Source organism: Pseudomonas sp. St316 (genome assembly GCF_018325905.1).
Taxonomy (GTDB): domain Bacteria; phylum Pseudomonadota; class Gammaproteobacteria; order Pseudomonadales; family Pseudomonadaceae; genus Aquipseudomonas.
The window spans coordinates 3,725,213-3,749,474 of record NZ_AP021901.1 but is presented as its reverse complement, the minus strand read 5'-3'; the positions used below and the strand labels follow the sequence as shown (position 1 = coordinate 3,749,474).

Annotated in this window: 10 protein-coding genes; all 10 read left to right on the top strand. The window is 59.9% G+C overall.

Translation table 11 applies throughout. The features are described from left to right. Positions 1-127: 127 nt before the first annotated feature. The 10 genes from KI237_RS16645 to KI237_RS16600 all read left to right on the top strand — a co-directional run bounded on the left by KI237_RS16645 (position 128) and on the right by KI237_RS16600 (position 24,239). A complete protein-coding gene (locus KI237_RS16645; RefSeq protein ID WP_212796181.1) occupies positions 128-787 on the top strand; it encodes a response regulator transcription factor in 660 nt (219 codons plus the stop codon). Next, on the top strand, positions 784-2,142 hold the full coding sequence (locus KI237_RS16640; RefSeq protein ID WP_212796180.1) for a sensor histidine kinase: 1,359 nt from the start codon (positions 784-786) through the stop codon (positions 2,140-2,142). Before KI237_RS16645 ends, KI237_RS16640 begins: the two co-directional genes overlap by 4 nt. 89 nt (positions 2,143-2,231) lie before the next feature. Continuing rightward, a complete protein-coding gene (locus KI237_RS16635) occupies positions 2,232-2,963 on the top strand; it encodes a GntR family transcriptional regulator (RefSeq protein ID WP_212796179.1) in 732 nt (243 codons plus the stop codon). Between the two features lie 122 nt (positions 2,964-3,085). Next, a complete protein-coding gene (locus KI237_RS16630; RefSeq protein ID WP_212796178.1) occupies positions 3,086-4,375 on the top strand; it encodes an MFS transporter in 1,290 nt (429 codons plus the stop codon). Positions 4,376-4,403: 28 nt separating this feature from the next. After that, positions 4,404-5,234, top strand: coding sequence for an amidohydrolase family protein (locus tag KI237_RS16625; RefSeq protein WP_212796177.1), 831 nt, complete (start codon positions 4,404-4,406; stop codon positions 5,232-5,234). Between the two features lie 109 nt (positions 5,235-5,343). Further along, positions 5,344-7,527: a PAS domain-containing sensor histidine kinase gene (locus tag KI237_RS16620; RefSeq protein WP_212796176.1), complete on the top strand. Its 2,184-nt coding sequence runs from the start codon at positions 5,344-5,346 to the stop codon at positions 7,525-7,527. Beyond that, positions 7,524-7,925 (top strand): response regulator, encoded by a 402-nt coding sequence (locus KI237_RS16615; RefSeq protein ID WP_212796175.1) that lies wholly within the window; start codon positions 7,524-7,526, stop codon positions 7,923-7,925. Before KI237_RS16620 ends, KI237_RS16615 begins: the two co-directional genes overlap by 4 nt. A gap of 517 nt (positions 7,926-8,442) precedes the next feature. Continuing rightward, on the top strand, positions 8,443-8,886 hold the full coding sequence (locus tag KI237_RS16610) for an HIT family protein (protein WP_212796174.1): 444 nt from the start codon (positions 8,443-8,445) through the stop codon (positions 8,884-8,886). A 465-nt stretch (positions 8,887-9,351) separates the two neighbouring features. Then, positions 9,352-11,058 (top strand): ShlB/FhaC/HecB family hemolysin secretion/activation protein, encoded by a 1,707-nt coding sequence (locus KI237_RS16605; RefSeq protein ID WP_212796173.1) that lies wholly within the window; start codon positions 9,352-9,354, stop codon positions 11,056-11,058. Between the two features lie 23 nt (positions 11,059-11,081). After that, positions 11,082-24,239: a two-partner secretion domain-containing protein gene (locus tag KI237_RS16600; protein ID WP_212796172.1), complete on the top strand. Its 13,158-nt coding sequence runs from the start codon at positions 11,082-11,084 to the stop codon at positions 24,237-24,239. The last annotated feature ends 23 nt before the right edge of the window (positions 24,240-24,262 follow it).

Below are 24,262 nucleotides of genomic sequence, written 5' to 3'. Positions count from 1 at the left end.
CTGTCTCCTGTCGGGGTTTCGTTGGGGGCATACCCTACGGTGCATTCCTGACAGCCAGCTGAATCTTCAGATTCACGTCAGGTAAGGCCGCTAAGGTGCGGCAAACCACGATTACAGGAGCGGCCTGATGCGGGTTTTATTGGTTGAAGACTCGCCAAGGTTGGGGGATGCAGTACGCGAGCAGATCGCCGATGACGGCCATGCCGTGGATTGGGTGCACAACCTTGCCCATGCACGCAGCAGTGTGAGCACCACCGCTTATGACCTGATCCTGCTTGACTTGATGTTGCCGGACGGCCGAGGACTCGACTTCCTGCGTCAGCGGCGCAGCGCAGGTGACGCGACTGCGGTGATCATCCTGACGGCCCAGGACCAGATCTCTGATCGAATCGCCGGCCTCAATGCCGGCGCCGACGATTACCTGGTCAAACCCTTCGACCTGTTTGAATTGTCGGCCCGTGTGGCTGCGGTGGCCCGTCGTTACAGCGGTAACCCCAACCCTCAGATCAAGCTTGGTGAGCTTCACGTCGACATGACTGCCCGTACGTTGCATCGGGCCGGCATGGCGGTGGAGCTCACGGCCCGGGAATGGGCGCTGTTGGAGGCATTCATCCAGCGTCCCGGTGCGCTGCTGTCCAAGGGGCAACTCGAAGATCGGCTGTACGCCTTTGGCGCCGAAATCGAAAGTAATACGATCGAGGTCTATATCAGTCGACTGCGAAAGAAACTTGGGCGCGACCTGATCGAGACCGTGCGGGGCATGGGTTACCGGATGGTGTCGGCATGAAGACGACCTTCAGCCTGCAAAAGCGTCTGGGCCTGGGACTGACGCTGGGCGTGACTTTGCTCTGGCTGGTGGCGACAGTCGGCACTTGGCGCGGGGTGCGACATGAGTTGAACGAGGCCTTTGACAGCGCACTGGAGGAGACGGCCCAACGCATTTTGCCCCTGGCCGTGCTGGAAATCAGCAACCGGGAAAACCCGGGTGAAGCGCAACAGATTGCCACCCTGAAGATGCACAAGGAGTACCTGAGCTATCTGGTGCGCGATGCCGGGGGCAAGATCCTGATGCAGTCCCATGATGCTAACCCGAAGATATTCAGCAGACATCCGATTGAAGGTTTCTCCACGACGGCAAAGTACCGTCTGTATGGCGCCAGTGCGCTGCGCGAAACGGTATTCATCGAAGTCGCCGAGCCATTGCGCCATCGCCGCGGGGCCGCACGGCAAGCCTTGTTTGCCTTGTTGTGGCCATTATTGGCGCTGATCCCCATCAGCCTGTTGGGGACCTGGCTATTGGTGCGCATGAGCCTGGGCAGCGTGCTGGCCTATCGTTACGCGGTAGAGGCTCGTGGCGTGGGTGATCTGTCGCCGATCAAGGTGTCGCGCCTGCCGGCAGAAATCAACCCATTGGCGGATGCGGTCAATCGCCTGCTGGAGCGCTTTCGCAAGACCCTGGAGGCCGAACGCAGCTTCACCGCCAATAGCGCACATGAGCTGCGTACACCGTTGGCCGCGACATTGGCGCAAGTCCAGCGGCTGTACCAGGAGGCCCCTGAAGGTCCGTTGCGTGTGCGTGCGAAAAAGATCGAAAGCGCGTTGCGCGAATTGGCCCGGTTATCGGAAAAACTCATGCAGCTGGCCAAGGCAGAAGGGGGCGGACTGCTCTCGCAAACGCCCCAGGACCTGGTCCCATTGTTGGCTCACGTGGTGGATGAGTGGCGGCACAACAGCACCCGCCAGATCGCGCTGCAACTTCCTGCCCAGGCCCATGTGTATTCGACCGTCGACCCGGATGCCTTCGGCATTCTCTTGCGCAATCTGATCGAGAACGCATTGAAGTACGGTGCGAGGGATCAACCCATCAAAGTCATTCTCACGGACCGGGCGCTGCTGCGGGTGATCAATGCCGGACCGGTGGTGCCAGTGGCCGTCCTGCAGCACCTGACCGAACGTTTCGTGCGCGGTCAGAGCGAAACCAGTGGGGCGGGATTGGGGTTAGCGATCGTCAAGACGATTGTGCAGGGGATCAATGGGCGAATCGAACTGTTGTCTCCGGCAAAAGACCGAGAGGAAGGGTTCGAGGTTCGAGTCTGGCTACCGCTTGCCACTGTTGTCGCCGGCCATTCGTCAGCCAGCTAGGCTGTGCATTCTTGACAATCCATCGGCCTTGAGCAAATACTCGCACCCATATTCATATATATGACTAGATAACAAGGTGAATAAGGTCGATGAACGCTCTCTCCAGTGATGCCCGCCTGCCGCTTTATCAACGTCTGCGCGACCAATTGGCTGAACAGATCGCCAATAACCGCTGGCGTCCGGGGGAGGCGATTCCTACTGAGGCGGCGCTCTCAGCCGAATACCAGTTGTCTACCGGCACAGTGCGCAAGGCCATCGATGCGCTGGTCAGCGAGGGCGTCCTGGAGCGTCAGCAGGGCCGTGGCACCTTCATTCGCCGAGCGCAATTCCAGTCGTCGCTGTTCCGTTTCTTCCGCTTTCAAAGCGCCTCGGGCGAACGCCGGGTTCCCGAGAGCCGCATCCTGTCCGTGGAGCCGGTGGCCGCGCCTTCGGCGGTGGCCCAGGCGCTGGGGCTGCCGGTGGATGCTCCGGTCATCCGCATTGTTCGAGTGCGTCTGCTGGAGGTGGAGCCAGTGCTCGCCGAAGAAATCTGGCTTCCTCGTAATCGCTTTCAACCCTTGCTCGAGATCGACCTGAGTCAAAAGGGCCCGCTGCTTTATCCCATCTATGAAGAAACCTGCGGCCAGGTGGTCGCCTATGCCGAAGAAACCCTTACCGCCGAATCGGTGAATGAGGTGCACGCGCGATTGCTGCAGGTGCCGGTCAACAGCCCGGTGGTGGTGATCGAGCGTCTGGCGCGGGACTACGCCGGCAATCCGCTGGAGTGGCGACGCTCGCGCGGGCACGCCGAGCATTTCCGCTACCGCGTGGAAATCCGCTGACCCTACCTGGCTAGCGGCGAGTCGGTCGCCGCAGCGCTTATCGTTTTGTTTGCCATGACTGGTCCTGTAGCGGCGCGGTTCGCTCTCGGCTGCCTTTCGTTCCACTTATAAGGATAAGAATCATGTTCAGCTGGTATCGCCAAGTCACTGCGCGGGAGCGCAAAACATTCTGGGCCTGCTTCGGCGGCTGGTCCCTCGACGCCCTGGAAGTGCAGATGTTCGGCCTGGCGATACCGGCGCTGATTGCCGCGTTCGCCCTGACCAAGGGCGACGCGGGGTTGATCAGTGGTGTGACCCTGGTCACTTCGGCCATTGGCGGTTGGGTCGGCGGGACGCTGTCGGACCGCTACGGCCGGGTGCGCACGCTGCAGTGGATGATCGTGTGGTTTTCGTTCTTTACCTTCCTGTCGGCGTTCGTCACCGGCTTCCACCAGTTGTTGATCGTCAAGGCGCTGCAGGGCTTTGGGATTGGTGGAGAGTGGGCCGCTGGTGCGGTGTTGATGGCCGAGACCATCAATCCCAAGTACCGCGGCAAGGTCATGGGCACGGTACAAAGCGCCTGGGCGGTGGGTTGGGGGCTGGCGGTTGGCGTCTTCACGCTGATCTACTCCCTGGTGCCGCAAGACATGGCCTGGCGGGTGATGTTCATCGTGGGCCTGCTGCCGTCGTTCCTGATCATCTGGGTGCGCCGCAACGTTGAAGAGCCCGACAGCTTCCAGCGTCTGAAAAAAGAAAACGTCATCCCGCAGAGTTTCTTCAAGTCCCTGGGCGGTATCTTTCGCCCCGAACTGATCCGCGTGACCTTGTTTGGCGGGCTGCTGGGGCTGGGGGCGCACGGCGGTTACCACGCGGTGATGACCTGGCTGCCGACCTTCCTCAAGACCGAACGCAACCTGTCGGTGCTCAATTCCGGCGGCTACCTGGCGGTGATCATCTTCGCCTTCTGGTGCGGCTGCATGGTCAGCGGTTTGTTGATCGACCGCATTGGTCGTCGTAAGAACATCGTGCTGTTCGCGCTGTGCTGCGTGGTGACTGTGCAGTGTTACGTGTTCCTGCCGTTGAGCAACACCCAGATGCTGTTCCTGGGGTTCCCGCTTGGTTTTTTCGCAGCGGGCATTCCGGCGAGCCTCGGGGCGTTGTTCAACGAATTGTACCCGGCGGACGTGCGCGGTGCCGGCGTGGGCTTCTGCTACAACTTTGGCCGAGTGCTCTCGGCGGTGTTCCCGTTCCTGGTCGGCCACATGAGCGATTCCATGTCCTTGGGCTCGGCCATTGGCATCGACGCCGGGATTGCCTACGGCGTGGCGGTGATCGCGGCGCTTTGCCTGCCGGAGACCCGCGGTCGCAGCCTGGAAGCCGCTGCTGCATCGGCACCTGCGATGGAGCGTGACAGCCAGGGCGCCCGAGCCTGATTTCCCTTATTTTCTATAGATGAAACCCATGGTTGCTACCCGTACTACGCCGATCACCGGCATTGACTGTCACGCCCACGTTTTCAGCCGCGAGCTGGAACTGGCGGCTGTCCGGCGCTACACACCTGACTATGACGCCACGCTTGCCCAGTACCTGGGCCACTTGCACACGCACGGCTTGAGCCATGGCGTGTTGGTGCAGCCAAGTTTTCTCGGCACGGATAATCGCTATTTGCTGGCCGCGCTACGGCAAGCGCCAGAGCGTTTGCGCGGTGTCGTGGTGGTGGCGCGAGACGTCAGCCGAGCCGAGCTGGACGACATGGCCCGCCTGGGCGTGGTGGGTGTTCGCTTGAACCTGATGGGCGAAGCTTTGCCTGATTTTCGCGACGCCGCCTGGAAGGGCTTTTTGGGCCACATTGCGGAACTGGACTGGCATGTCGAGTTGCATGCCAACCTGGTGGACTTGCCGGGGCTGATCGGACAGCTGTTGCCATTTGGCATCAAACTGGTGGTCGATCACTTCGGTCGCCCGGATGCGCGTTTGGGGCTGGATCAACCTGGCTTTGCCCAATTGATGGAGCTGGGGCAGGGTGGTCGCGTGTGGATGAAGGTGTCCGGCATCTATCGATTGGGTGCAACGGCCCCACGGAATCTGGAATTCGCCCGCGCCTCGTTGACGTTGCTGGAACAGTGTTTCGGCCCCGAGCGCCTGGTGTGGGGTAGCGACTGGCCGCACACGCAGCACGAGGAAAGCGTCGGCTTCGAAACGGTGATGGAGCAGTGGCGCGCATTGGAGTGTTCGGCACCGCTGGTGCATGCGTTAATGGTCCAGGCGCCCCAGGCATTATTCAGGTTTTGAGGCGCGCGGCCTGTGACGTCGAGTTTTCTTGAACTCGCCCGGTGAATGGGGATCTAGACTCCATTGATGCCCTGTGACAGGTTTCAGCCAGGCGGTTTGAGGATGACTGATGTCGAACGTTGAAGAGCTACCCATGGAAACGCGTGCGCCAAGCGACTACGAAAGCTTGATCGCGATGGGGACGAGCGCGCTCGATGCCATTCCTGGTGCGGTGTATCTCTGTGATCGTCAGGGTTGGCTCGTGAGGTACAACAGTGAGGCGGCCGAGCTGTGGGGAAGGGCGCCGGCACTTGGAGAAAACGGTGACCGTTTCTGCGGCGCCCATCGACTGTTCCTGACTGACGGTACACCGCTGGCCTTCGAACACTGCCCGACCGCCTCGGCGCTCGATACCGGCATTGCCTCGCGCAATCGGGAAGTCATCATCCAGCGCCCGGATGGTTCGCGGTTCGTGGCGTTGATGAATGTCCGCGCCCTCAGGGATTGGCGGGGCGTCATTCAAGGGGTGATCAACTGTTTCCAGGACGTTTCGGCGCACCATGCGATGGCCGAAGAGCTTCGGCGCAAGAGTGCCGACCTGGAGGACTTTTTCGAAAACAGCGCGGTGGGCCTGCATATCGTCAGTGGCGAGGGCATCATCCTGCGCGCCAACAAGGCAGAGCTGACGCTGCTGGGCTATTCGGCGCACGAGTACATCGGCCGCCACATCACCGAGTTTCATGTCGACGAACCGGTTATCGGCGACATCCTCAGCAAGCTGGGCAGCGGTGACTGCCTGGAAAGCTATCCGGCGCGACTGAGGGCAAAGGACGGCTCGATCAAGCATGTCATGATCACTTCCAATGGCCGCTTCGAAGACGGAAAACTCTTCAATACGCGCTGCTTCACCCTCGACAGGAGCGGTGTCCATGCGGCCGAGGCGGCGCGCCAGGACAGCGATGACCGGCTTTCGGCGACCTACGAGGCGGCGACCATCGGTATTGCCGAGGCCAGCGTCGATGCTCGTTTGCTGCGTGTCAACGATGCCCTGTGCAATATGCTGGGTCGCTCGCGGGAAGAGCTTATGTCGATGACATTCCTGGACTATACCCACCCGGATTGCATCCCGCAGGACGCGGATTTGTACGCCCGCCAGGTGGCCGGTGAACTTGATAACTATGTGCTTCGCAAGCGCGCCTTGAAGCCCGATGGCGAGGTCGTTTACCTCGACATCCACAGTTCCTCGGTGAGGGACGCCAGCGGTACGTTTCGTTATGGCGTGCGAGTACTGCAGGACGTCACGCTGGCGCGGCGGATGGAAAACCAGGTCCGTGAAAGCGAACGGCACATGCGCAATCTTCTCGAGGCGTTGCCTGCCGCGGTGTACACCACCGACGCCGATGGCCGCATCACCTTCTTCAATCGCGCCGCTGTCGAACTGTCCGGGCGCACGCCTCAGTTGGGCGACATGTGGTGCGTGACCTGGAAGCTGTTCAATACGGACGGCACCGCGTTACCTCATGATCAATGCCCGATGGCGGTGGCCCTGAAGGAAAATCGGCCGATACGCGGCGTCGAGGCCGTTGCAGAGCGGCCGGACGGTAGCCGCGTTCCGTTCACGCCTTATCCCACGCCTTTGCATGATGCCGACGGAAACCTGGTGGGCGCCATCAACATGCTGGTCGATATTTCCGAACGAAAGCAGGCGGAGAACCGGCAGAAAACGCTGATTGATGAACTCAATCACCGGGTCAAGAACACCCTGGCCACGGTGCAATCGCTGGCAGCCCAGACGGCGCGCAATGCCGAAGATGCGAAAGACGGTTACAGGCGTTTCGAGGCGAGGCTCTTGGCATTGTCGCGGGCACACGATCTCTTGACCAAGCGGCATTGGGGGCAGACACCGCTCGACAGGCTGGCCCATGAAGTGCTGATGCCGATCTTTGGGCATGAGACTGGCCGCGTCGTGATTGAAGGTGCTTGTGCGAACGTTGGCACCCGCGTGGCGCTCAATCTGACGATGACCCTCAATGAGTTGGCGATCAACGCACTTAAATACGGGTCCATGTCGGTCGAAACGGGGACGCTTGCTGTTACCTGGCACCTGCAAGCCCAGGCGGACGGAACGTTGCTGACCCTCGACTGGCGTGAACAAGGAGGGCCGCCTGTATCACCGCCGGAACGGGAAGGGCTGGGTTCTCGCTTGATCAAGCGCTGCATCGAACGTGATCTGGCTGGCAAGTTCGATCTTACCTACGCCCCACAAGGCGTTTGCTGCCGCTTTTCGTTTCTGATTGGAGTAGCGGGGGCATGACCCCATTTGCTGGAATCAGGGTGCTGGTCGTCGAGGACGAAGGCGCGATAGCCATGCTGATTGAGGAAATGCTGGAGGAATTCGGATGCGAAGTGGTGGACTCAGTCGCCCGGCTCGCTGGCGCCTGTGAAGTCGCAGGCTCGGTGCAGGCGGACCTGGCGATCCTGGACGTCAACCTGGCGGGCGAGCGTGTTTTTCCGGTGGCCGAAATCCTTCGCGGTCGCCATATTCCCTTCCTGTTCAGCACCGGATACGGCGCCAGCGGACTGCCGGCCGAATACGCCGGCTACCCGGTCCTGCACAAGCCGTTTTCACAAAGTGAGTTGCAGCAGAAAATTGCCGTTACGCTGGCGGGGGCTCGTAAAAGCGGCTTGGCTGCCAGCACCGAAGCCAACTGACCCGCCGCCATCGCGAGCAAGCTCGCTCCCACATTGGATCTCGGGTGTGCCCACGATCTGAATCAACCCAGCATCCCCCCTGTGGGAGCGAGCCTGCTCGCGATAGCGACCTGACATTCAACACCGAAGCCAACTGACCCGCCGCCATCGCGAGCAAGCTCGCTCCCACATTGGATCTCGGGTGTGCCCACGATCTGAATCAACCCAGCATCCCCCTGTGGGAGCGAGCCTGCTCGCGATAGCGACCTGACATTCAACACCGAAGCCAACTGACCCGCCGCCATCGCGAGCAAGCTCGCTCCCACATTGGATCTCGGGTGTGCCCACGATCTGAATCAACCCAGCATCCCCCTGTGGGAGCGAGCTTGCTCGCGATAGCGACCTGACATTCAACACCTATGTAACTGACCTGCTGCCATCGCGAGCAAATCCGCCCTTGGCTTCAAGTAGACCTCTGACTGTGCTAAATCTCTTACGGCAGCCCACCAACCCCTCTAAACCCATTCAAGGAGTGATCATGAGTCTCCACGGTCATTACGATCCGCAGAACATCTTTGCGCTGATCCTTCGCGGCGATGCGCCGTGCTACAAGATTTACGAAGACGCCGATGTGTTGGCCTTCCTGGATCTTTTCCCCCAATCGCGCGGCCATGTCCTGGTCATCCCCAAAGCCTCCCAGGCGCGAAATATCCTGGAAGTCGAGCCCACTGTCCTGGGCGCGATGATGTCTGCCGTACAGCGCCTGACGCGGATCATCGTGGATGAATTGCAGCCGGACGGTGTGCAGGTTGCGCAGTTCAATGGCGCCGTGGCCGGGCAGACGGTCTACCACATTCACATGCACATCATTCCTCGCTGGGAAGGTGAAGTGCCCGGTGTGCATGGCAGGGGCAAGGCTGATCCCGAGGAACTGGAAGCACTCCAGGTTCGCCTGGTCGAGCGCATTCGCTCAGAGGGCTGACGCCGGACAATATTCTGTAAGGGGCACAGGGCGTGCCCACTTCTTTCAAAGCTCTCGGCAATCCTCTGCCTCAATTCTGCTCCTACGTGCCTGTCAGCGTCTCATTCTTGAGGTCGTTGGCACACTTGCACATCAGCCGCACCAGGCTTCCTACGTCCGTTTCATTTCCCTGTTGCAAAAATGGATGCGAGAAGTCAGACGCTTCGTATCCAGCCTGCCGCTACAGCGCGGTTAAAGCTGCGCTCCTGCAAGCGCGAGTCTGTGGGTGAGCGCAGCCTGTCGGTTTTGTAGGCGCTTTCCATCTGCGTCACGGGACCTTTCTTACCTGCGTACCGGAGCCATCTGATTTCAGATGAATGGTGCCTGCAATAGCCTTGAAGCCAACTCCATTTAGTTGACGCCAAAATGATGGCTTATTAATATCGCGCCACTATTTTGATGTCACTTCAGCTCGAGGGATCGAACATGTCCTCACCCGCCTTTTGGGCGAGGTTGTGCGTAGCTTTGCTGTGCCTTTCTCCACTCACCCTGGCTCACGCCGCCCCCACGCCTGGCGACACGGACCTGATCCGCGAACGCCAGAATCGGTTGCTCGAAGAGCAGCGCCGTCGCCTGGAGGAGCTCAAGGACCTGCCCGGCCAGGAGGCGAAGCCGACCCAGCCGACTGCACCTGTCGATACCCGTTGCTTTCCCATCAAGAGCATCGAGCTAAAGGGCGCCGACAGTCTTTCCGTCAGCGAGCGCGAGGGACTGCTCAAGCCCTACATCGGCCAATGCCTGGGCGTGCCGCAACTCAACGAACTGCTCAAAGTCATCACCGACCACTACATCGAAAAGGGCTTGGTCACCAGCCGTGCCTACCTGCCACAGCAGGATTTATCGGGCGGGCACTTGAACGTGCTGGTGGTGGAAGGACGGCTCGAAGGCCTGAAGGGCGCCGAGAACAGCCAGCTATCGGAGCGCGAGTTGGCGATGGCTTTTCCCGGCTCGATCGGCGAGCTGGTCAACCTGCGGGAGATCGAGCAGATGGTGGACCAGCTCAATCGCCTGCCATCGAATCAGGCCAAGATGGAGCTGACCCCTGGCCAGAACGTCGGTGGCAGCGAAGTGCGTGTCACCAATGAACCGAAAAAGCCTTGGCGTGCTGGATTGTCGCGCAGCAACGATGGCCAGCGCAGCACCGGCGAGCAGCAGTGGGGCAGCAGTTTCGAGTGGGACAGCCCGCTGGGCTTGGCTGATCAGTTGATGCTGCGCGGCGGCCACGATGCGATGAGCGATCACCAGCACACCTCGCGCAATGCCATGCTCAATTACAACCTGCCGTTTGGCTGGTGGAACGTCAGTTACACCTACAGCCAGAGCGAGTACCGCTCGCAGATCCCGGCCAACGGTTTCAACTTCAAGCAGACCGGCGACAGCCAGAACCATCAGGTGCGGGTCGAGCGGGTGATTCACCGCGATGCCCTGAGCAAGACGTCCCTCAACACGGGCCTTGCATACCTGCGCACCAACAACTTCATCGAAGACAGCAAGTTGGCGGTGAGCAGCAATCGGCTCAGCGAAGCCCAGTTCGGCATCAACCATGGCCGGCGAATCGGCAATGCCTTCGTCAACTTAGACCTGGGCATGCAGGAGGGTATTGGCGCCTTCGATGCCCAGGACGATAACGATCCAGGCCCCGGCCAGGCCGATGCCCGCTACCGCAAATACACCGCCACCGCCAGTTACCTGCAGCCGTTCAAGCTGTGGGACGAGTCGTTCAGCTTCAGCAGCCTGATGACCGGCCAGCGCAGCGAAGATGTGCTGTTCAGCCCTCAGCGCATGAGCCTGGGCGGACAGTCATCGATTCGTGGCTACAAGGACCAATCCCTGTCCGGCGACAGCGGCGGCTACTGGCGCAACGACCTGCGCTGGAGCCGGCCGGTGACGCTGGAGTGGCTGCGCCCGGTGTTTGGTGAATACGGCACCAGCCTCGGTTATGACCAGGGCGTGATTCGTGGCAATCGCTACAACGGCGACCAGCACGGGCGCATGTCAAGCAACTCAGTGGAGCTGTTCGCCCGCGGTGAGCACCTGAGCGCCAGCGTCACCTTCGCCCATTCCCTGGAACGCCCGGATGCCCTGACCGAGCGCGAAGCGCCGATCTACTTCCGCGTGGATGTACTTCTTTAATTCTGCTGCAGCGAGACTTAATCATGGACGACCGCCAACACGCCTTCCTGGCCCGCCAGCCTTCAGCCGTACTGAAAAACCGCGATCAGTTCTGGGGAATGCCCAAGCGCGGCCTGGCGTTCCTGCTGGCCAACGTCATGTTCTGGCAACCGATGTGGGCCCAGGCCGGAGGCATTGTCGTCAGTGCGCCGGGCACCGGCCTGGACCAGGCAGGCAATGGCGTGCCCATCGTCAACATCGCCCGTCCCAACGGCAGCGGTCTGTCCCACAACCAGTTCACGGATTACAACGTCGGCAGCAACGGCGTAATCCTCAACAACGCCACAAACCGCACCCAGTCCACGCAACTGGGCGGGATCATCCTCGGCAACCCGAACCTCAACGGCACGGCTGCTACAACCATCCTCAACGAAGTCAACGGCGGCAACCCCAGCCAGCTGCGTGGCTACACCGAAGTGGCGGGGCAGTCGGCCCACGTCATCGTCGCCAACCCTTACGGTATTACCTGCAACGGTTGCGGTTTTATCAACAGTCCGAAAGTGACCTTGAGCACCGGCAAACCGATCGTGGAAAACGGTCGGCTGGACCGTTATCAAGTCGACCAGGGCAGCGTTGCCATCGAAGGCGCAGGCCTCAACGCCAATAACGTCGACCATTTCGAAATCATCACCCGCAGCGCCAAGATCAACGCCGAGATCCAGGCGAAAAACCTGACCATCGTGGCCGGTCGCAACGACGTCAACGCCGATACCCTCAACGCCACCGCCCGGGCCGATGACGGCAGTGCCAAACCGCAGTTAGCCATCGACTCCTCGGCCTTGGGCGGCATGTATGCCGGCGCGATCAAACTGGTGGGCACCGAAGCCGGCGTCGGGGTGAAGCTGGACGGCAAGTTGATCGCCAGTGGTGGCGACATCCAACTTGATGCCAACGGCCGCCTGAGCCTGGCCGAGACCTCGGCCAGCGGCGCCATTAACGTCAAGGCCGCCAGCCTCAACGCCCAGGCCGCGGTCTACGCCGGCACCGCCCTGAACGTCCAGACCCAGGGCAACCTGAGCAACCGGCAAACTCTCGCGGCGCGGGACAGCGTCACCCTGAACGCGGGTGGGCAATTGACCAACAACGGCATCATCGAAGCCGGGGTGAAGGTTGATAACACCCGTAACGCAACAGGTGATGTGAGCCTCACCGCGCAGAACCTTGGTAACAGCGGTAGCGTTATTGCCAGCCGCAACCTGACGACCAACGTTGCGCAAACGCTGAACAACCAGGGCGGCACCCTGAGCGCCGGGCAAACTGCCTCGATCAAAGCCGCAACCCTGGACAACCAGAACAAGGGACGGGTGTTGAGTAGCGGCACCCTGGATGTCACCGCCGATAAGCTCATCAACGCTCAGGGCCTGGTCAGCAGCAATGGCAACCTGACGGCCAACGTTGGGCAACTGAACAACAGCAACGGCGAACTCAACAGCTTGAGCAACGTCACGTTGCGCGTTGCGTCCCTGGATAACGTCGCGGGGCTGGTGGCAGCCGGTCAACTGCTGGATATCAATGCCAGTGGCCGGGTGAACAACCAGGGCGGGCGTCTCACCGCAAGCAAAAGCGCGCAGTTGACTGCCGCATCGCTGGATAACACGGCAGGCCGCTTGCTCAGCGACGGCACGCTCACCGCAAGCATCTCGGCGCAGTTGCTCAACCAGGCCGGTTTACTGTCATCGGCAGGGTTGCTGACCCTCAACGCGGCGAGCCTGGACAACCGCCAGAGCGGCGTCGTCACCACCACCCAGGCCGCCAATCTCAGCATAGGCACGCTGGATAACCGCGGCGGCGAAGTGTCGAGCCAGGGCGCCCTGGCGCTGGCTGGCACTGAACTGGACAACAGCAACGGCGGCAAACTGATTGCCTATGGTGACTTGCGTCTGACCCTCGAACGCCTACTCAACCAGAGCAAGGGGCTGATTTCCACTCGGGCGGCCTTGGCTATCGACGCGCAGCAAATGGATAACCGCCAGGGTGCTCTTTATGCACGGCAAGCCCTGAATCTGAACCTTCGTGGCCAACTGCTCAACGCCCAGGGCAGCGTGAAAAGCGACGCCACGGCCCGCCTCAACGCTGCCGAGATGAATAACGACGGCGGTCAGATCTCCAGCATCGGTGCGTTGAGCCTCGACAGCGCGAGCACCCTGAGCAACGTCGGCGGTAGCGTGATCAGCAGCGATACGCTGCTGTTGAAGGCCGGCCAGGTGAATAACGCCACCGGCCGCATCGCCAGCGCAAAAGCCTTGGATGCCAGTGTCACCGGTCTTGATCAACAGAACGGCCAGTTGGTCAGCAACACCAGCCTTTCCCTCGATCTCAACCACGGGCAGTTGAACAACCAGGGCGGGTTGATCAATTCCCCGGGCAACCTGCTGCTGAAAAACCTGGCAGCCGTGAACAACCGCGACGGCGAGATATCCAGTGACCAGGCCTTCAGCCTGAACGCCGCGAGCCTGGACAACAGCACCGGTTTGATCGCCAGTAAGCAAAGCCTCAACTTGGTCGTTGCCCAGGCCTTGAACAACGCCAAAGGCCTGATCTCGGCCAATGGCCTTGAAGTCCGTTCCGCCAGCCTGGACAACAGCGGCGGTACCCTGGGCAGCGACGCCGACCTGACCGTGAATGTCGACGGGACGCTGACCAACCTCGATGGTGAAATGTCCAGCGCGGGCCTGACCCGTCTCAACGCCATGGCCCTGAATAACGGCAATGGCCACGTCCTGGGCGACAAAGCCTTGACCATTACCCTAGGCGGTGCGCTGGACAATCGCAAGGGTGTGCTGGGTTCAGGCAAGGCTGTGGCTATCCAGGCGGCCAGCCTGAACAACAGCAATGGCGGGCAACTGGTCAGCGACGGCACCCTGACCGCGCGCATCAGTGGCATGTTCGATAATCAGGGCCTGGGCGAAGTGGCGGCCAAAGGCGCGCTCGACCTGCAAACCGGTGGCCTCGACAACCGTGGCGGTCGCCTGGCCGGCAATGACCTGTTGACGTTGCACAGCGATTCGCTCGACAACCGCGGCGGGAATATCCGCGCCGACAAGGCGCTGCAATTGACGGTTGATCAGTTGGACAACCGTAGCAACGGCATCATCGCCGGCAAGGCCGGCATTCACTTTGAAGGCGCGCGGCTGGATAACAGCGGCGGCCTGCTCACAAGCGCTGGCCCGCTCACCTTAAAGGCCGGTGAAGTGCAGAACGGCCTCGGGCGCATCTCCAGCCAAACCGACCTCACCGCCGTTATCGATACCCTGCAACAACAGGGTGGTGCACTGGTCGCCCAAGGCAACCTGAGCCTGACCGGCAGCACACTGGATAACCGCAACGGCGGTTTGGTCGGCACCACAAAAGCGCTGGATTTGCAGGTGGGGCAGATCGATAACCGGGCGGGTGAACTGTCCGCAGGGCTTGGCGTGAAGGTTGGCGGTCAACGGCTGGACAACAGCGCTGGCGGCAAACTCATCGCCGGCACTGACCTGGCATTGAAAGTCGCTCAACTCATCAACCAGAGCAAGGGGTTGATCCACGCTCAAGGCAGCCTGACGCTCAGCGGTAGCACGCTGGACAACACCGATGGCAGGCTCGACAGCCTCAACGGCCTGGTGATCACGCTCGATAACGCCCTGTTGAACAGCAAAGGCTTGGTCAGCAGTGAAGGGGAACTGAGCGTCACCGCAGGCAGCGTCGATAACTCCGCTGGTAGCGTGGGCAGCGCTGGGGCGTTGTCGATTGTGAGCAGTGGCGGGCTGGCCAACCAGGGCGGCTCGATCAGCACCGATGCCGCCTTGACCCTTGATAGCGCCAGTCTGGATAACAGCCAAAAAGGCATTATCTCGGGCAAAGCCGCGACCCAAATCACGACCGGCGCCCTCAACAACAGTCAGGGCGGGCGCCTGACCTCAGGCAATACCCTCAAGCTCAACGCCACGCAGGTGAATAACGCCGCAGGCCGCATTGCCAGCAGCCAAGCCTTGACCGCGTCGGTCACCGGGCTGGCACAACAGCAAGGAGAGTTGTTCAGCAACACAAGCCTGAGCCTGGACCTGAACCAGGGCCAGTTGAATAATCAGGGCGGCCTGATCAACGCCTCGGGTGGGTTGCTGCTGAGCAACCTCAAGGACGTCAACAATCGGGGCGGGGAAATCTCCAGCCAACTAGCTTTCACGCTGGCGGCGCAAAACCTCGATAACAGTGGCGGTAAATTGCTGAGCAACCAAGGCCTGGTGCTGAGAACCGTCCAGGCCCTGAACAATGCCCGGGGCGTTATTTCGGCGGCGGCGTTGGACAGCCGCAGCGACAGCCTGGATAACAGCGATGGCTTGATGAGCAGCCGTGCTCAGCTCGATCTGGATGTGCAAGCCGCATTCGACAACCAGCGCGGTTCGGTGATTGCTGACGGGGCGTTGCTGCTGGTCGCTGATCGCCTGGACAATCGCCTTGGCAGCCTCGCCGGCAAGACCGGGTTCAACGCCACCGTCAACACCTTGGATAACCGTCAAGGCACGCTGATCAGCACCACCGATCTGACATTGAAAGCGTCCAGCCTCGACAACCGTCAGGCCGGTTTGATCGGCGCGACAAAAGCGCTGGATCTCGACGTTGACGATCTCGACAACCGTGGCGGTGAGCTGTCGGGCAATGCTGACGTCACGCTGATCAGCCAGAACCTCGACAACAGCGATGGCGGCCAGGTCTTTGCCGGGCAGGCGCTGAAACTGACCGTGGACAAACTGCTCAACCGCACCAAGGGCCTGCTCAGTGCCAAGACGCAGTTGAGCCTCGATGGCGGTTCCCTGGACAACAGCGGCGGTTACCTGATCAGCCAGCAGAACCAGCGCATCACCCTGAGCCGCGACCTGATTAACACCCAAGGCCAGTTCAGCAGCGAAGGCACGCTGAATGTCAGCGCTGCCAACCTGACCAACACCGGCGGTAGCTTGTCCAGCGCCGCGGACCTTATCGTGCGAAGCCTGGGGCGTCTCGACAACCAGGACGGCGAACTGGTCACCGACGGTGCGTTGCTGCTGACCAGCACGACACTGGACAATCGCCAGCAGGGCAACATCAGCGGTAAAGGCGCGGTGAGCGTCACCACCGGCGCTTTCGACAACAGCCAGAAGGGCCGTCTCAACAGTGGCAGCACGCTGAACGTCACCGCTGCCCAGGTCACTAACCAGGATGGTGGCCGCATTGGCAGTCAGGGCGCGTTGACCGCATCGGTTTCCGGCCTTGATCAACAGGGCGGCCAACTGTTCAGCAACACTTCGCTGAGCCTGGACATGAACAACGGCCAGCTCAACAACCAGGGTGGCTTGATCAACGCCCCCGGCACGTTGCTGCTGAAAAACCTCAGCGGCGTGAACAACCAGGGGGGTGAAATCTCCAGCGCCCAGGCTTTCATCCTGGCGGCGAAAAACCTCAACAACGATGGCGGTCGGCTGCTCAGCAACCAGGGCCTTACCGTGCGCATCGCCCAGGCGCTGAACAACGTCAAAGGCCTGATCGGCGCGGCCAGCGTCGATGCACACGCCCAAAGCCTGAACAACAACGGCGGCACCCTCACCAGTCGCGGCAACCTCGTCCTGACGATCGACCAACAACTGGATAACCAGGCGCAAGGTCTCATCAGTGCCGCGCAGTTGCTGACCCTCACCAGCGGCAATTTGAACAACCAGGGCGGCAGTGTGCTGGCGGGCGGCGCTTTGGTCCTCAACGCCATGGCCCTGAATAACAGCGGCAACGGCCTGATCAATACCCAGGATAACCTCACCCTCGGCGCCGATTCGCTCGACTCCAGCAACGGCGGCGAAGTCTCGGCCAAGGGCGACCTGAACCTGACCCTCGCGGCGCTGACCCAAAATGGCGGGCGCCTGTTGGGTGATAAAGCCGTCACGCTGAACCTGGGTGGCCATGACCTGAACAACCGCAATGGCCTGATCACGGCCAAAGGTCCGCTGACCGTCAACGGGCTGCGCGACCTGAACAACCAGGGCGGTGAAATTTCCAGCAGCCAGAGCTTCAGCCTGGCCGGGCGCACCCTCGACAACACAGGCGGCAAGCTGATCAGCAGCAACCTGCTCAACCTCAACGCCACCAGCCTGCTCAACCAGAACGGCCTGATCTCCGGCTGGCAGGGGCTGGACGTCAACGGCACCAGCCTGGACAACCGCAACAACGGCACGCTCTCCAGCCGCAATGGAGACGTTGGCGTCACCCTCAGCGGCGCGCTGCTCAACAGTGGTGCCGGTGCGCTGGCCGGCCAGAAAAAGCTCACCGTCAGCTCGGCCAGCCTGGACAACAGCAGCGGTGGGATCCTGTCCAGCGGCGCCGACCAGACCTTGACCGTCACCAGCGGTTTGCTGAACAACGCCCAAGGCGGCCTGATCGACAGCGGCGCCCTCCTGGTCATGAACGCCATGACCCTGGGCAACGCGGGCGGTACCGTCAACGCGCAAAAAGCCTTGAGCTTCACCGGCACCACACTGGACAACAGCGGCGGTAGCCTGATCGGCAATGCCGCCGTGACCCTGAATCTCAAGGGCGCTCTGGACAACCACGGCGCCAAGCTTGCCAGCGCGGGTCCGTTGACGGTTAAAGATGCGACCGCGATCAACAACCAAGGTGGTCAATTGGTTAGCCAGGGCGAAATGACCCTGGGCACCGGCAGTCTGGACAACAGCAATAATGGCACCGTCGCGGCGAAAAATGCGCTGGTGATCACCGCCTCCGGAGTCGTGCAGAACCATAGCAACGGCTTGATCTACAGCCAGGCTGCGGACGTTGAACTCAATGCCGCGAGCCTTACCAACGGCCAGGGCGAGATGCAAGGGCAGACTGGCCTGAGCCTTGAACTGCGCGCAGGCCTGGACAACCAGGGCGGCAAACTCATCGCCCAAACCGGCGATGTTAAAGTGACCGCGGCCAACATAGACAACCGCGGCGGCACCCTCGCCAGCCTCAAGGGCGCCCTTGAGGCGAGCACCGTGGGCGTGCTGCGTAATGGCTTCGATGTGAACAACAAGGGCGGCGTGATTCAAGGCCAAGGCCTGGACCTGCGTGCCTTGGCCGGGCTGAACAACAACGGTGGTCGAATCGCTGCGCAGACGGGCGATATCGTCATCGACACCGCCAGCCTGAACAACCGCAATGGTGGCCTCTATGCCTCTGGGCTGATTAAGGTAGCCGGCACCGGAGCCAGCCTGGACAACACCGCCGGCCAGATCGCCGGCAGCGTCGTCAGCTTGGACCTGGATGGCGCCTTGACCAACCGTGGCGGCGTTCTCGAAAGCGACGGCACGTTGGTGGTGAGCGCTGCAAGCCTCGATAACCAGACCGGCCAGTTGCGAGCCCTTGGGGTAACCGGCAAAACCGATTTCCAGATTGGCAGCCTTTTCGACAATCGCAATGGGAAGCTGGAAAGCGCTAACACTCACCTCACTCTGGCCGCCAACAGCTTCCTCAACAGCGGCGGCCAATTGCTGCATGTGGGCGACGGCACGTTCGACATCTCCCTGGCCAACGTCACCGGTGCTGGCGGCGACATCGTTACCCGCGGCGGCCTGACGCTCAAAGCCGACACCTGGACCAACACCAGCGCCATCCAGGCCGGACGGCTGACGGTCGACGTCAACAACTTCACCCAGACCGCGACCGGACAACTGCTGGCTTCGACGCAGTTGGACGGTAAGGGCGGGAACTGGGTTAACAACGGGTTGATCGCCAGCGATGGTGGCCTGGGCTTGCAGTTGACCGGACGGTATAGCGGCAATGGCCGAGTCACCAGCCTGGGCGACATGACGGTCGACGCTACTGCGATTGACTTGAGCGACGTGGCGAGCATTACCGGCGGCGGGATCACGACGATCGGTGGGCGCGGAGGCCTGAGCAGCCTGAATAACTACGGGCGGCTGACGTCGGCGGGTGCGCTGAATATCAATGCGGGCACCGTTAATAACTATGGGACGGTTGCCGGTGCGGATGGATTGAAACTGACGGCTTCGACCTTGCTGAACGATCAAGGTGGGTTTTTGTTCAGCGGTGGGGACATGAAGCTGCGGGTGGAGAGTTTCACCAACCGTAAGTCAGATGTTTATGCGCTAGAGAACATTGATGTAGCGCGCAATGACCTGGGGGGACGGTCGGCGTTGATGGAGAATGATTCGGGCACCATGGAGAGTGGGCGGGATTTTTCCATTAATGCGGATTCGATTATTAATAAGCGCGGGGATTTTAAGACTGAGGCGGAGTTGTATTCGTCAGCGTTGGGGGTTCGCTGCTATAGCTGCGATTCGGTTCCAAGTGATTGGAGAGATCGGCAACCTTCTTTATATTTGGTCTATCTACAGCAATATCGAGTTAAAATTTCTGGAGATGCGACGGCTAAAGCGGCTTCGTTGAGTGCAGGAAAAAATCTGACCGTTAAAGGTTCTTCTTTCTTGAATTCAAATTCACTTGTTAGCGTTGGAGGAGATATTGATGTTGCAGTAAGTGAGTTTGAAAACTCAGGTACGGCTCTGGGTGACTACACGAGCTACCAATATTTTAATGATAATCTTTCTTTGGCGGAGATGAGGGAGGTTGTAAATTACAATATACGTAATGACGCGGGCTACAAGGAGGACCTGCGCTTCTGGAACGCGGCGGGTACTGAATCCCCAGTTTATTCTAATGTTCTGCGTGCTGGCTCCAAGAATCCGGATAAAGAAACTTACCAAATTATTGGTCCGGTGGTGTTTCTGCTTGCATCGGGTTGGAATACATCGTCGGCAATTATATTCGGACAGTCTGAATTTGCCGCGGGCAATCGTGCGGAGCTCCCTGACTTTATAAAAAACCTCAATCCATTCAAGCAGGAGGTTTTTACTTCCACTGCATCCGACAATTTTGCCCCGGCCATCATCCAAGCCGGCGGCAACGTATCCATTACCGCAACAAACAAAATCACCAACGGCGTGGAACGCCCATTCTCCACCGGCATAGCCACTTCGTCCCGCAACACCACAACCGCCGCCTCAGGCTCAGGCAAAACCACGGTCGTAACCCTGAACAGCCAACTCCCACCGGACTTGGCCCAACAACAAATAAACCCCCTGACACTTCCCGGTTTCAGCCTCCCCACCGGGCAAAACGGCCTGTTCCGGCTGAGCGGGCAGGGCGCCAGTGACGCGCCAGCCTCCCAGACGCCGGCCGTGTCGCAGAACTGGACAATCGGCGGCGCCAGCGTGAGCGCATCGAATCGATCCACCGCCGCCCCGACCACCAATGTGCGCGACATCCAGGTCGTCGATGTCACCCAGGTCTCCGCCACCGAACGACAGGTGCAGCTGTTGAACCGTGAGAGCGGCGGCGTCACCGCCGGCGCGTCCGCCATTCAGGTCACCGCCCCAACGGACTCATCCACAGGCACGCCACAACTGCCAGGGCATTCCCTCGACGGCACCATCACCCGTGGCGCCGACATTGCCCTGGGCACATCGGGCACTCCGCCAATCGGCGTCAGTCGCCCGACCGACGCCTCGGTAAGCGCACCAGTGCCTGTCACCGGTCAAACGGTGGCGCGGGTCACCGGGCTACCCAGCACAACCGTGACTTCCAAACCGCAAAAATACCTGATCGAGACCAATCCGGTCCTTACCGACCTCAAGTCATTCACGAGTTCGGATTATCTGCTGACAAAACTCGGTTACGACGCGGACACCAGCGCCAAACGGTTGGGTGACGGCCTGTTCGAACAACGACTCATCCAACAGGCCGTTGTCACCCGCACCGGCCAACGCTTCATCGACGGCCAGACCTCCGATGAGGCGATGTTCACGTACCTGATGAACAACGCCATTGCCAGCAAGGACGCCCTCAACCTATCGGTAGGCGTCACTCTCACCGCCCAACAAGTCGCCGCCCTGACCCATGACATCGTCTGGCTCGAAGAGCACGAAGTGAATGGCGAAAAAGTCCTGGTGCCGGTGCTCTACCTGGCGCAGGCCGAGGGGCGTCTGGGGCCTACGGGTGCGTTGATCGCTGGCAACGACGTGACACTGATCGCCGGTCAGAACCTCGATAACGTCGGCACTCTGCGCGCGTCCAACAACCTCTCGGCAACGGCGGGCAAGGACCTGGTTAACAGCGGGCTGATCCAAGCGGGAAATCGACTGGATTTGCTAGCGGTTAACAACATCGTGAACAAGTCAGGCGGCATCATCGCCGGTCGCGACGTGAATATGACGGCGGTCACCGGAGACGTGCTCGTTGAACGAACCCTGACATCCTCCGATAACAGCACCCGATTCGGCAGCCAGCATCACGACTATGCGGACAACGCCGCACGCATAGAGGCGGCGAATGACCTCACGATGGGGGCCGGCCAAGACATCAATGTTATTGGCGGTGTGCTGCAAAGCGGCCGCGACATGAAACTGGATGCTGGTCGGGACGTTAACGTTTTGTCCACGCAGGTGACCAACAGCGATTTCCGGGACCGTAAACACAACAGCAGTGATGTCACTCAGTTAGGTGCCAGCCTTGATGTTGGGCGTGATCTTTCAGCTCAAGCGGGGCGGGACATTAATGTCATTGCCAGTCAGGTTGATGCTAAACGCGACATCGAGATGGCTGCGACGCAGAACCTGACTGTTGGCTCGGCGACGGATGAACAACACTACTTGTCCAAAGGCAAGAAGGTTACGGTCCAGGAAGATCACGTCAAACAAATCGGCAGCTCCATCAATGCGGGTGGTGACGCGACGCTGGGGGCCGGTAAAGACATGGCCATCATCTCCAGTCGCATCAGCGCCGGTGACGAGGCTTATCTGGTCGCGGGTGAGAACCTCGACGTGATGGCTGCGCAGGACAGTGATTATTCGCTGTACGACAAAAAGAAAAAGGGAAGCTGGGGGAAAAAGCAGACCAAGCGTGATGAAGTAACCAAGGTCACTAATGTGAGTAGTCAGATCACCACGGGAGGGGATCTGACGTTGGTCAGTGGGGATGACCAGCGTTATCAAGCTGCCAATCTGAGCAGTGGCAATGACCTGACGATACAAAGTGGTGGCTCGATTTCCTTCGAAGGTGTGAAGGATCTGATCCAGGAAAGCCATACAAAGAGTAATTCCAGCATGGCCTGGAATTCGATGAAGGGCAAAGGCCACACCGATGAAACCTTTCGCCAGAGTCAATTGGTGGCTCAAGGCGACTTGGTTATCAAAGCAGTCGATGGCTTGAACATCGATATCAAGCAAATCAATCAGAAAACCGTCAGCCAAACCATCGACGCGATGGTCAAGGCTGACCCGCAATTGGCGTGGCTCAAGGAAGCTGAGCAGCATGGCGATGTGGATTGGCGCCGTGTGGAAGAAATCCATCAGAGCTTCAAGTACTCAAACTCGGGGCTCGGCGTAGCCGCTCAAATGGTTTTGGCAATTGTGCTGGCAGTGGTCACGGGCGGAGCAGGGGCGGGCTTGGTGGGGGCTACGGCAGGAACCTTCTCAGCAGGTTTTGCCAACGCGGTATTGATCGCAGTCGAGACTCAGGCTGCCACCAGCGCTATCAGTAACAAGGGCGATTTGGGTGCAGTTCTAAAAGACACCCTCAGCAGTGAAAGCCTCAAAGGTTACGTGGTATCCGGGATGCTGGGCGGCATCGGCAACAGTTTTGGCTATGATCCCACCAAATTAGGATTCAACTGGGACAGTGCAGGGCAAGTTGTCCTGAAAACAGGGGCGGACACCTTGGTCCAGACCGCCATCCAAGGTGGCAGTCTGGGCGATAACTTCGTCAACAACCTGTTGGGTGCTGTTATTGATATTGGTGGAGCGGTTGCCGCCAATAAAATTGGCAACCTGAATCTGGCTGAAGGCAGTCCGACCAAAGTCGCCGCCCACGCCTTGGTCGGTGGTTTGAAATCGATGGCCATGGGCGGCGACTTCAAGACGGGAGCCTTGGCCGGAGGCGCCAACGAAATGCTCGTGCAGTACTTGGCGGAGTTGGTGCTGCCTAAAGGATATGATCCAAACCGCTCAGGAGCCGAGCAGGATAAAGCCAACCTGTTGGCGATGTCGCAGTTGCTTGGTGTGCTAACAGCGGTGGTTTCAGGCAGCGATCCGCGAATTGCGGCTGATATTGCTGCCAACGCCACCCAGTACAACTACTTGAATCATTCCGATCTCGAGCGAGCGGCCAACCAATTGCAGGGGTGCAGTGACAGTAAGTGCATAGACGAGGCCTATACCACATACCATGAGTTAAGCGAACGACAGACGCAGGAGGCGCTAGTTAGCTGTGGTCAGAACCCAGCAAGCTGTCCGGTTCTTTCGAAGCTGGTTGCCGAGGCACAAGCCAAAACTAAACAGCTCCGTGACCAAATGGACTCTGCATCACCCGAAGCCCGTAAGGTCTATGAACTGTTGATCGCGGAAAACAACGAGTTCCAGAATCTGTTGGCGGGGGTGACCACACAAAATGCGACCCAAGCAGTGGCAGACATTCTTGTTTCGGAATGGGGGGTGAGTCCGGAATATGCTAAGGCTATTGTTGATGGCACTGTGACGCTGGCGGTTGGGTTGGCTGCGGGCCGGGCTGGGGGCGGGGGGAAAAAAACATCTCCAAATAGCAATTTAACCGCAGACAATAAAGGCCCTTGTTGCTTTGCAGCCGGGACGATGGTCTCAACGCCACAGGGCGACCGAACCATCGAGACACTGAAAGTCGGAGACATGGTATGGAGCAAACCGGAAAAAGGCGGCAAGCCTTTTGCGGCAGCGATCCTTGCCACTCATCAGCGTAGCGACCAGCCGATCTACCGCCTCAAGCTCAAAAACGTGCGTAACGATGGAACCGCGCAAGGCGAAACACTGCTGGTTACGCCTAGCCATCCATTTTACGTACCGGCCAAACGGGACTTCATCCCCGTTAGCGATCTGAAGCGTGGTGACCTGCTGCAGTCCTTGGCTGACGGTGAGACCGAAAATACGTCATCTGAAGTCGAGTCCCTGGAGCTTTACTTGCCAGTGGGCAAAACGTATAACCTGACGGTCGACATCGGCCACACGTTCTATGTGGGAGAGCTCAAGACTTGGGTGCATAACACCGGGCCTTGTAATCTGCCCGAGAGGGGGGGGATGTTGGTGCAAAAGGCATTCCAAGCATAAGCCGGAGTACCGAAATAACGGAG